This window comes from Dictyoglomus thermophilum H-6-12, from assembly GCF_000020965.1.
Classification (GTDB): Bacteria; Dictyoglomota; Dictyoglomia; order Dictyoglomales; family Dictyoglomaceae; genus Dictyoglomus; species Dictyoglomus thermophilum.
In genome coordinates this window covers 42,596-55,170 of record NC_011297.1, presented here as the reverse complement: position 1 = coordinate 55,170, position 12,575 = coordinate 42,596, and the positions used below count along the sequence as shown (strand labels likewise).

Sequence of the window (12,575 nt, the reverse complement as noted above, 5' to 3'; positions counted from 1 at the left end):
TATGAAATTTACTGATGGACATTGGAGAGTAAGAGAGGGCATTAGAATTCACTATCCATGTATTTTGTGGGATTATGAAATAAAAGAAAAAGAGCTTGTTGTTTATGCTCCTTCAAGTTTTGTCAAAAATAGAGGAGAAACTCTATATGGTCCTCTCTTTGAAATTCATTTTTCTTCACCCTTTCCCAACATCATAGAGATAACATCTTATCATTTTAAAGGAGTAGTAGAAAAAGGACCTAATTTCGAAATAAATAGAGATAAAAACTATAAACCGGAGATATTAGATGAGGAAGATTCCATTACCTTAAAGGCAGGAAGCCTAAAAGTAAAGATCAATAAAAAAGGCACTTTTCAATATACTTTCTACTGGAAAGACAAAAAATTAACTTCTTCAGGCTACAAACATATGGCATACGCCATAGATGAAAGTAAAAATAAATATATGGTGGAAAGCCTTGACCTTGCGGTAGGAGAACTAATATATGGACTTGGAGAAAGATTTGGACCTTTTATTAAAAATGGCCAAAGTATTGAAATGTGGAATGCAGATGCAGGTACAGTATCTGATCAAACCTATAAAAATATTCCTTTTTACGTAACAAATAGAGATTATGGAGTCTTTGTAAATCACCCTGAGAAAGTATCTTTTGAGATCGCTACGGAGCATGTAGAAAGAGTACAATTCAGTATTCCTGGAGAAAAAATCAACTACTTTATAATCGGAGGAGATAATTTAAAAGAAGTTCTTGAAAACTACACTTTACTTACAGGAAGACCCTCCCTTCCTCCTTCCTGGTCTTTTGGGCTTTGGCTTACTACCTCCTTCATAACAAATTATGATGAAAAGACTGTAACAAGCTTCATAGAGGGAATGAAAGAAAGAAATATTCCCCTTCATGTTTTTCACTTTGACTGCTTCTGGATGAGGGAGTATCACTGGGTAAACTTTGAATGGGATGATAGGGTATTTCCAAATCCAGAGGAGATGCTAAAGAGATTAAAGGAAAAGGGATTGAAAATATGTGTATGGATAAATCCATATATTGCCCAAAGATCAAAACTCTTTGAGGAAGGAAAGGAAAAAGGATATCTCTTGAAAAAGCCTGATGGTAGTGTATGGCAAACCGATGAATGGCAACCTGGCATGGGAATTGTGGACTTCACTAACCCCTCTGCAAGAGATTGGTATTCCAAACATCTAAGAAGATTAATTAAAATGGGCGTTGATGTTTTCAAAACTGATTTTGGAGAAAGAATACCTACCGATGTGGTTTACTACGATGGCTCAGATCCAGAAAAAATGCACAACTTTTATACATATCTTTATAATAAGACTGTTTTTGAGACTCTCAAGGAAGAACTTGGAGAGGAGAATGCTATAGTATTTGCAAGATCTGCCACTGCAGGAAGTCAAAAATTCCCTGTGCATTGGGGAGGAGACTCCCTATCTACCTATGAATCCATGGCAGAAACCTTAAGAGGAGGTTTATCTTTAAGTCTTTGTGGCTTTGGCTTTTGGAGTCATGATATAGCAGGATTTGATAGCTCTGCAACTCCTGATTTATATAAAAGATGGGTTGCTTTTGGACTTCTCTCCTCTCACTCCAGACTTCATGGAAACCACGATTATAAAGTACCATGGCTATATGATGAAGAGGCAGTAGATGTATTAAGATTCTTTGTAAATCTAAAATGTAGTCTCATGCCATATTTATATGCAAAAGCGATAGAAGCAGTTGAAAAAGGAATTCCAATGTTAAGAGCGATGGTACTTGAATTTGAAGAAGATCCCACATGTCATTTCTTAGATAGAGAATATATGCTTGGAGATTCCTTGCTTGTGGCCCCAATATTTTCAGAAACTGGCGAAGTAGAATACTATCTTCCCAATGTAGGAACATGGACAAACATCTTAACTGGAGAGAAAAAAGAAGGAGGCAAATGGTATAAAGAAAAATTTGACTACTTCTCCCTTCCTCTTATGGCAAGACCAGGAAGTATTATTGCCGTTGGAGAGAACAAGGAAAAACCTGACTATGATTATGCTGATAACGTAACTTTACATGTATTTGAGCCTCAAGAAGGAAAAAATATATCCTGTGAAGTTTATAACCAACAAAGAAAAATAGATTTAAAAATAAATCTCATCAAAGAAAATAACATAATAAAAATAGAAGTAGAGAAAGACTCTGGGAAGCCTTACTCCATACTCCTCTTCAACATAAATGGAATCAAAGATGTCAAAGGTGGGAAATTAGAAAAAACAGAAAAAGGGACAAGGATTATTCCTGAGAAGAAGATAAGAGAAATTATCATAGAGTTGTAATAATTACCTTCCTCCCCCCTCTTCCCTTAAAAGTCCCCAGGAGGAAATCCTGGGGACTTAATAAGAACATTAAAAATCTAAGCTTTCCATATACCATTTGCTAAAGCAATGCCCAGTCCAGCAGCTATTATCCCTAAAAATATAGAAAAAAACATGTAAACAAAAGCCTCAAAGTGCTTTCTTTCTCTTAAATATTTCACGATATCAGACATAAAAGTCGAATATGTAGTAAAGCCTCCAAGAAGACCAGCTATCAAAAAATACCTAAACTCTTCCGGAATTTGCCTTGTAGAAAAATATCCTATTAAAAAACTCCCTGTAATATTTATAAAAAACGTAACAATACCATGCTTCTCTGTAAATTTCTTAAATATATTCCCCACTAAATATCTTAGTATAGCTCCAATGGTCCCTCCCAAGCCAACAATAATATAAATCATATCAGTTCACACTCCTCCTTTCTCTGCTTTACAGAGATAACCCCTGCCATCCTAACCCCTAATATGAAAGCCAAAAGTCCCAACAAAATAGAAGAAATAGGATATAAAATAGCAATTGTAATTTCACCCCTAATCAAGAGTTCTATAATTTCAAGGATAAAACTAGAAAAAGTAGTAAAACTACTTATAAAACCTGTTATTATCATATGTCTCAATGTCTCTGTCATCCTTATATGCTCTAATATTATTTCTGTAATAAGTCCTAAAATAAAGCTACCTAAAACATTTACAAAAAGTGTAGTAAGAGGAAAAGAACCAAAATTTAACCGAGATATAGCAAATCTACAAACAGCTCCAAAGAAGGCTCCAATAGAAATTGCAATAATATTTTTCACCCAGTTAGCCTCCTTTCCAATAAAAATAAAAAACTCCTACCTATGTTGCTTTACACAACATAAGTAGGAGTCATCAGCCTTTATCGGCAATTATATGGCGGACTCCATCGCCACTTGTGATATTATATAATCAAAATAAGAAGATAACAATTCTATTTATATTAAAAAATTTTAAAGGAGGACAATGTATGAAATATAAAATGCCAGAAGGTCCTTTTGAACCCACTTGGGAATCATTGAAAAACTATAAAATTCCCGAATGGTATAAAGATGCTAAATTTGGAATTTTTATACACTATGGAGTATATGCTGTCCCTGCCTTTGGAAGTGAATGGTATTCAAGAAATATGTATGTAGAAGGAAGCCCTGAATATGAACATCATTTAAAAACTTATGGTGAACACAAAAAGTTTGGATACAAAGATTTTATTCCCCTATTTAAGGCCGAAAAGTTTGACCCCTACGAATGGGCAGATCTGTTCAAAAAGGCAGGTGCAAAATATGTAGTACCAGTAGCAGAACATCATGATGGCTTTGCCATGTACGACTGTAGTTTTACAAGATGGTGCGCAAGCAAAATGGGACCTAAAAGGGATATTATTGGAGAACTAGCAAAAGCAGTAAGAGATAATTTTCTTACCTTTGGAGTATCTTATCATAGAGCAGAACATTGGTGGTTTTTTCATGAAGGAATGAAATTTGACTCTGATGTAAGAGACAAAGAGTACTTTGACCTCTATGGGCCTGCCCAACCAGAGTCTATGCAACCTAACGAAGAATTTTTAGAGGATTGGCTCCTTCGCCTCTTTGAGATAGTAGATAAATATCAACCTCAACTTGTATACTTTGACTGGTGGATAGAACAACCTGCCTTTGAACCATACCTTAAAAAGTTTTTTGCTTATTACTACAACAGAGCCCATGAATGGGGAAAAGGAGTAGTAATAAACTATAAATTAAATGCAGTACCAAGAGAATGCGCTGTTTTTGATGTGGAAAGAGGAAAGTTAGGAGATATTGATCCTATATATTGGCAGACCGATACATCCATATCCAGACTATCCTGGGGATACATAGAAAATGACATTTATAAGCCTGCAAAAGAAATAATATGGGAACTTGTAGATATAGTAAGCAAAAATGGGAACCTTCTACTAAATGTAGGACCAAAAGCAGACGGTACAATACCAGAGCCTGCTCAAAAGACCCTCCTTGAGATAGGAGAATGGCTACTTATAAATGGCGAAGCCATATACGGCTCAAGGCCCTGGAGAATTTACGGAGAAGGACCTACCAAAGGGAATGTAGGATCTTTCAGTGAAAAAGAGGTTATTTACACCGACAAAGATTTTAGATTTACCACCAAGGGAGATATTCTTTATGCAATTCTTATGAACAAACCAGAAAAAGATGAGGTAATAATAAAATCTCTAAGTACTGACCTTACCCTTTATCAAAAGGAAATAGCAAAGGTGGAAATTTTGGAGTTAAAAGGAGAAGTTGGATTTGAGAGAAGTGAAGAAGGATTAAAGGTGAAGATTCCTAAGGTAGAAAAATTAAACTATCCTATAACATTTAAGATCTTAGGAAGATAAGGAGATTTGCCCTTCTTATATTTTTACATTCTATCTTTTTTTTACATTCAAGAGACCACAAAAGGTCAAATTTTGACACCATATCCCTTATAGGCACGCTACAAACAGATCCTAAATTTGCCGATGATGTGCTTGGTTATCCGTTTCAATCCCTTATAGGCACGCTACAAACAAGGAGAACAAAAGAAAAGCTTAAAGATTTCATTATGTTTCAATCCCTTATAGGCACGCTACAAACGTTTTCTCCTTGGGCTCTCCTTCCCCTCTTTTTCTTGTTTCAATCCCTTATAGGCACGCTACAAACTTATGTCTTATTTGCTCGATACCCAAGTCCCATTCAAGTTTCAATCCCTTATAGGCACGCTACAAACCCCCAGACATCCGTAATCCCTTCCCTATATGCCTTGGTTTCAATCCCTTATAGGCACGCTACAAACTTTTGTTTAGGTTCTCCTTCTTGGCGCCGTATGCAAGTTTCAATCCCTTATAGGCACGCTACAAACGGGAGATGAGGTTGATATTTATGGTAGGGTTGAGGTGTTTCAATCCCTTATAGGCACGCTACAAACGACTATTAAATAGCATACCGCTACTTGCAAACGTAGGTTTCAATCCCTTATAGGCACGCTACAAACTAGCAGGATTTCCTTATGAAGAAGCACAAAGGCTTAGTTTCAATCCCTTATAGGCACGCTACAAACAACGATTGGTCTTACCTTGCATATTCTCAAATCATAGTTTCAATCCCTTATAGGCACGCTACAAACACTTCTCCAAAAGCTTGATGTTTTAACTGCCAAAATGTTTCAATCCCTTATAGGCACGCTACAAACGGACGAAAGACCTGAAGCTCCTATTGGCACAATGGGTTTCAATCCCTTATAGGCACGCTACAAACGCTTTAGCCATATTTTTAAGAAAATTTTTCAAGTTTTGTTTCAATCCCTTATAGGCACGCTACAAACAAAGAATTAAAAGAAATGATAGAGTATTGTCGGGCAAAGTTTCAATCCCTTATAGGCACGCTACAAACTGAAAATTTCTTTTTTCTCAGGGTCTGGATAAGTAGGTTTCAATCCCTTATAGGCACGCTACAAACAAATAAGAATTTGTTTAGGTTTCATAAAAAGATGTCGTTTCAATCCCTTATAGGCACGCTACAAACGCCTATAACGTACGTTTTGTCTTTCTGCGGTTCCTCGTTTCAATCCCTTATAGGCACGCTACAAACAGTAGGCAGAACGCTCTCGAAAGCAAACGAAGAGCGCAGTTTCAATCCCTTATAGGCACGCTACAAACAACAGGCTGGTATCTACATAAAGAGCGTACAGAACAGTTTCAATCCCTTATAGGCACGCTACAAACGATTTTGCTCCTGAGTGGTGTAAACCAGGAGCAAAGAGTTTCAATCCCTTATAGGCACGCTACAAACGCTCTAAACTTCTTTTCCACTCCTTCACCTGTTCTACGGTTTCAATCCCTTATAGGCACGCTACAAACTCCCATATGTGCTGTCTATCCTCCAAAATCCTACTGGTTTCAATCCCTTATAGGCACGCTACAAACTAGTCTATCCAGAGATCATAGAGCTATTAGAGAAGCTGTTTCAATCCCTTATAGGCACGCTACAAACTTGAATTCAGTTCTGCATACACTGGCAAGATCTTGAGTTTCAATCCCTTATAGGCACGCTACAAACTTGTGAATGAATTTAAGGCATATCGAGAGAACTTCCGTTTCAATCCCTTATAGGCACGCTACAAACGTTTTTGTTCAGCCATTTTTTACATTCCTCCTTTTTTTATTGTTTCAATCCCTTATAGGCACGCTACAAACTGTGAGTTTTAACTTGGGACGGCGCAAGCCGTCCCAGTTTCAATCCCTTATAGGCACGCTACAAACTCTACCTCCCCCCTATGAAAACTCTTAGAAGCGCAAGTTTCAATCCCTTATAGGCACGCTACAAACCCCTTTCGTAATATGTATATTCTCTACCAGTCCATCGTTTCAATCCCTTATAGGCACGCTACAAACCTGGAAAAACACTCCAATTTTGACCCTAACACTCCGGTTTCAATCCCTTATAGGCACGCTACAAACCTCCTCGCAATGTATCGTTCAGAAAGATTTATCTCTGTTTCAATCCCTTATAGGCACGCTACAAACTTATCACTGGTTTAGTTTAGAACTTCCCACACCACTGTTTCAATCCCTTATAGGCACGCTACAAACACCTACGGCACAATTGACCTTACACTACGAAAAGCAAGTTTCAATCCCTTATAGGCACGCTACAAACCAGTGCTACTTCTATTTTTATCTTTTGCCAAAGCTTGTTTCAATCCCTTATAGGCACGCTACAAACAAGGAACGGCGCAAAAGGAACTGCAAGCTCTACCTCGTTTCAATCCCTTATAGGCACGCTACAAACTTTGTATTCTTCGCAGATTGGGAACGCATGTCCAACCTGTTTCAATCCCTTATAGGCACGCTACAAACAAGGGTTACAAAAAGCTACACCTAAAAAGAAGAGACGTTTCAATCCCTTATAGGCACGCTACAAACCGCAATTTTTTTGGTTGATACGGGAGGTTTTGCACCGTTTCAATCCCTTATAGGCACGCTACAAACGATATAACATTCTTTTTCACCTACTTTTTTTATTTTTGTTTCAATCCCTTATAGGCACGCTACAAACATTACAAAAATAGAAAATGAAAGGAGAAGGGTAAAAGTTTCAATCCCTTATAGGCACGCTACAAACTGCCTTCTCGCCTTCTCCCATTCCTCATCAGTCAAATGTTTCAATCCCTTATAGGCACGCTACAAACAGGAAAAATAAGGAAAAGAATAAGGGCGGTAGAAAAAGGTTTCAATCCCTTATAGGCACGCTACAAACTATGCGGATCATCTCAGGCTTCTGAATAGGCTTCTCCGTTTCAATCCCTTATAGGCACGCTACAAACGGAATTGCAACGTTGGGATTGATTTTGAAACGATATAGTTTCAATCCCTTATAGGCACGCTACAAACAAGTTAACTTGTTATGTGATAGGGAGGTGAGAGGACAAGTTTCAATCCCTTATAGGCACGCTACAAACCTTCTAGGCTTACTCATCTTTGGAAAGCTGGGGGGCTTGTTTCAATCCCTTATAGGCACGCTACAAACCTACGTGGTGTCGCTCTTCCCCGCATAAGAGAGATATGTTTCAATCCCTTATAGGCACGCTACAAACTGTGATCTTTCTTATCCTCACCTCTATATCACCTCCTGTTTCAATCCCTTATAGGCACGCTACAAACCGCAATTTTTTTGGTTGATACGGGAGGTTTTGCACCGTTTCAATCCCTTATAGGCACGCTACAAACAAAAATAACGTCAGCTTCGTACATAAAATCAGGGAGGTTTCAATCCCTTATAGGCACGCTACAAACAACGATTGGTCATTTGTAGTTTATTCACAAATTATAGTTTCAATCCCTTATAGGCACGCTACAAACGCCAAATGATTTATTAGACTCTTTTTGGTATTACACGTTTCAATCCCTTATAGGCACGCTACAAACGCAATTCATAGGATACGGGGCTAAAAAAAGTTTCCAGTTTCAATCCCTTATAGGCACGCTACAAACAAAAGTAAAAATCTTGCTTCTTATTCCTGTAAATTTGTTTCAATCCCTTATAGGCACGCTACAAACTTTTCTAACCCCCTTTATTAGCCATCTTGGGAGAGCTGTTTCAATCCCTTATAGGCACGCTACAAACGAGTTAAAAGTGCCTTGCATATTCATTCCTAACTGTACCGTTTCAATCCCTTATAGGCACGCTACAAACAGGTTTAACTTTTTTAAGAATGAACTTCGCAACTAAGTTTCAATCCCTTATAGGCACGCTACAAACAATTACTGTTACATATATATCACTTATGTTTACATTGTTTCAATCCCTTATAGGCACGCTACAAACTCTAGGACAAGAGCATATCAGATTTTTGAAAAGCTGTTTCAATCCCTTATAGGCACGCTACAAACGAACAAAGATCCACTTTGTACTTTTCCACTATCACTGTTTCAATCCCTTATAGGCACGCTACAAACTCGTTAACACTACATAAACGCTACAAAATTTATTTTAATACCCTCATAGGAAAGCTACAATTTTAAGGATAATATATCACAAAAAAATTAAGTAGTAAAGAGGATTTCATGCTAAAAATTACTTTTCTGTCGATCCCCCGGGGTTTTGGGGTTATTGGAGGTCGACAGAAAAATAAACTTTTAAGAATAAGATAAAATAAAGTCCAAATTAGATATCAACACAATTTATGACATTTTAGGGGTTAAAATTAAATGAAAAATAGTATTTACCTACATTTTATCCGTTTTTCCCTTAAAATTTTTGTTACATTTTCTGTCGATCTCAAAAAATATAGTAAAATACATAATTAAAATAGATTTCCAATTGTAACAAAATGCTCAAGAGGAAAAATTCAGAAAATAAGCACAAATTTTAAAGTGAACCTGTTATCTCTTTAATATAGTTTTTGGGAGTTTTTCCCGTATATTTCTTAAACTTCATAATAAAATAATCTATATCTTTATAGCCTACCCTTTCTGCTACCTCTCCTACCTTTCCTCCACTTATTAGGAGTTCTTTTGCCTTATTTACTCTTACCTTATCTAAATAGGTGTTAAAATTCTCTCCCATATACTTTCTAAAAATCTTTCCAAGATAACATGGATTATAGCCAAATTCTTTAGCAATTTCTCTTAACCTTAAATCCTTATAATAATTAGCCTCTATATATTCCGCAATCTTTCCAAGAGGAGAAGTTCCCAAAATATCAAAAAGATCTTTTGATAATTCTAATAGTAGATCTTTTACATAATTGTGTAAATCTAAAAGAGTTCTTTTAGAATAAAATCCTTCAAACAATCTCTTTTTCAAATATTTTGAAGAATATTCCTTAAATTTGGGATATTTTTTTAGAAAGGCAGTAATTACATTTATATATAATTCGAAATAACTTAATTTAATCTCTTGTTCCTGTTCTTCTCTCATCATGTGGTATCTCATTTTTTTCTCTAATAAAGTTTCCAATTTAATAAAATCACAAGATTCCAGAGCACAGATTACTTCATCAGTTATATCAACATGGGTAAAATTATTTACGTTAACTTTCTTACATGGGTATAATAAAAAGCCTTTATTTTCCCATAAAAATCTTTTACGAAGCAAAGAAAGAGCGGTTTCATAAGAATAGTTAATTTGAGAAATAGAAAGAACCTTATCTCCAACTGAAAAGATAAAATACTCTTTGAATTTATTTTTTAAGTGATTTCTAAGAGATGTTATTTTTCTATTATCCTTTTTAAAGTCTTCTATCACAAAACCTAAGGTTCCATCTATCATGAAAGAAATAGGAAAAAATTTTTTTAATTCTTGGGAAATTTCATACTTATCTACATTTTCATTATCTGAAGACATCAAAACTACCTGATAAGAGTCCCAAGAAAGGTCAAAATTAAGTAACTTGCTTACATCTTTCTCAGTCAAGCTTATCTGACCCTTTAAAAGTTTCTCCAGAATCTTCTCTTTAGATCCCTCAAACAAAAATTTTTTCCTTTCTAAATCCTCATAAATTTTTGTTAATTCATCCTTAAGAATCTGCGGATCTACAGGCTTTAACATATAACTCTGAACTCCTAAACTGATTGCTTTTTGGGCATATTCAAATTCGGGATACCCTGTAAGAATAATTATCTTAATCTCGCTTTTAGATTTTCTTATCTCTGAAATCAATTCAAGCCCATCCATACCTGGCATTCTTATGTCTATAACACATAGATCAGGATCAAGCTTACGCACCTTATCCAAAGCTTCAACCCCATCCTCTGCCTCCCCCACAATTTTAAATCCCAGAGCATTCCAGTTCACAATCTTTTTTAAACCCTGTCTTATCACAGGCTCGTCATCTGCTATAAGAACTTTATAATACATCTCCCATCTCCCTCCTAGGTGGATACGGCAGAATTATATCTACCCTTGTACCATTACCTTCAGAGCTTTCTATATTAATCCCATACTCTTCCCCATAAAATAACTTGATTCTTTCTAAAGTATTTCTCATACCGATTTTAGAACTTTCACCATCAGAATTAGATAATAAACTTTCGATTTTTTCTTTACTCATGCCTATCCCATTATCTTCTACTGAGATTATAAGTCTTTCATCCTCTTTAAATATCTTTATCTTTATAAAGCCACCATCTTTTTTATTTTCCAGACCATGAATAATAGAGTTTTCTACTATCGGTTGAATCAAAAAAGGTAGAACATAGATTTCACTTATATCTGTAAGAATTTCTATATCATAATTCAATCTTCCCAATCTATACTTTTGAATTTCTAAATAGCTCTTAACAAGCTCTATTTCAGATTCAAGCTTTATAGGAGTACCTTTTGATTCTATTGTTTTCCTAAGAATTTTTCCTAATTTTAAAACCATATCAGCAATTTCTTTTTGTTCATTACATACAGCCATCATATGTATGGTTTCTAACGTATTAAACAAGAAATGAGGATTAAGTTGATTGGTTAAAACCTTAAATTTCATATCTTTTTGTTTCATCAGAAGCTCATTTAATCTTTTAATATTCTTTGCCATCATCTTTACATTTTCAGAGAGTCTTCCTATTTCATCTCCACCCTGCAAAGGAATATCTAAATCCCAATTCCCATGAGATATTTTGTCTACTGCTTTGTTTAAAATTCCTATCCTTCTACTTACACTTCTCGAGAAGATGCCTGTAAAAAACATTGATCCAGCAAAAGCAATAAAAACCATCGTTAAAGCAAATCTTTGCATTCTTTGAGGCTCTCTCATAATTATCTCCATGGGAACCATAGAAACAAGGTAAAAATCTTTATTATAGCCCGTTAATGGAAGGTATACTCCAAAAACTAGATATTTTTTATTGTTTAAATCATAAGTATATCCTTTGTCCGATAAAATTCTTTGAAGATCTATATCAAAAGTCTTTCCTATAAAATCTTCCTTATTACTGAAAATGACAAGACCATCACTATTAACTAATAGAGTGTCATAAGAAGTATGATTAAGTATACTTTTCATCTCTAACTTATTCAAATTAATTACCAAAACTCCAAATCTCTCATTATAAACATCCCTTAGTAGCCTTATAAGGCTAAAATAGTAATCCGAATAAATGTCCTCATCCTGACGAACCAAATCCCATATAATAAAACCATTAAGATTAACTGCAAGTTTATACCAATCTTTTTCCTTAATTTTTTTAGTAGCCTTATAGAACACCCCATTTTCTAAAATAGTAGGATTTTCGGAATATATCCTTATACGATAAATAGAGTTTGCATATAAGGTTTTATAGTTTTCTATATCTTTATACTGAGAGTACTTTAAATAAGCTTCTAAGGGTGACTTATATCGGTAAAGCAAAATTTCCTTTAATCTTTGATCAATCATTAATTTATTTGCTATATTTACTGCCTCATTAGTCATTTCCATAATCTTAAATTTTGCAAAACTTAGTTCATTGTAAATTTCTTTTGCAGAGGAATTTAAGGCAAAATTCCTAAAATGAATAATTGTTACAGCACCTAATACTAGTATTGGTATAAAAGATACCACTAAGAAAGATAGTATTAACTTTTCTCTTATTTTTAAGTCTTGAAACTTAAACATTTGATATTAGTATAGAACTTTTAATTATTTCATGTAAATTATAAAAAATCTATTTTTACGGGATAAAAATGTCAAATTTTTAGGGTTAT

Annotated in this window: 6 protein-coding genes, 1 CRISPR repeat array and 1 riboswitch; of the genes, 2 read left to right on the top strand and 4 right to left on the bottom strand. The window is 35.1% G+C overall.

The features are described 5' to 3' along the window. Position 1: 1 nt before the first annotated feature. Positions 2-2,329: an alpha-xylosidase gene (gene yicI / locus DICTH_RS00240; protein WP_012548151.1), complete on the top strand. Its 2,328-nt coding sequence runs from the start codon at positions 2-4 to the stop codon at positions 2,327-2,329. 77 nt (positions 2,330-2,406) lie between these two features. Here the strand turns inward: yicI and DICTH_RS00235 are convergent, their stop codons facing one another. Beyond that, a complete protein-coding gene (locus DICTH_RS00235) occupies positions 2,407-2,769 on the bottom strand; it encodes a fluoride efflux transporter FluC (RefSeq protein WP_012547085.1) in 363 nt (120 codons plus the stop codon). Next, positions 2,766-3,164 (bottom strand): fluoride efflux transporter FluC, encoded by a 399-nt coding sequence (locus DICTH_RS00230; protein WP_012547918.1) that lies wholly within the window; start codon positions 3,162-3,164, stop codon positions 2,766-2,768. The genes DICTH_RS00235 and DICTH_RS00230 overlap by 4 nt, the downstream gene beginning before the upstream one ends. A 57-nt stretch (positions 3,165-3,221) precedes the next feature. Continuing rightward, positions 3,222-3,285, bottom strand: a riboswitch (Fluoride riboswitch). A gap of 67 nt (positions 3,286-3,352) precedes the next feature. On the opposite strand from DICTH_RS00230, the gene DICTH_RS00225 reads away from it, so the two are divergent. Further along, a complete protein-coding gene (locus DICTH_RS00225; RefSeq protein WP_012548705.1) occupies positions 3,353-4,759 on the top strand; it encodes an alpha-L-fucosidase in 1,407 nt (468 codons plus the stop codon). Positions 4,760-4,835: 76 nt separating this feature from the next. Continuing rightward, a CRISPR array of direct repeats spans positions 4,836-8,857; the repeat unit is 30 nt; unit sequence GTTTCAATCCCTTATAGGCACGCTACAAAC. 412 nt (positions 8,858-9,269) lie between these two features. Here the strand turns inward: DICTH_RS00225 and DICTH_RS00220 are convergent. Further along, a complete protein-coding gene (locus tag DICTH_RS00220; protein WP_012546889.1) occupies positions 9,270-10,760 on the bottom strand; it encodes a response regulator transcription factor in 1,491 nt (496 codons plus the stop codon). Beyond that, positions 10,750-12,486, bottom strand: coding sequence for a sensor histidine kinase (locus tag DICTH_RS00215; protein WP_012547275.1), 1,737 nt, complete (start codon positions 12,484-12,486; stop codon positions 10,750-10,752). The genes DICTH_RS00220 and DICTH_RS00215 overlap by 11 nt, the downstream gene beginning before the upstream one ends. Positions 12,487-12,575: the final 89 nt, after the last annotated feature.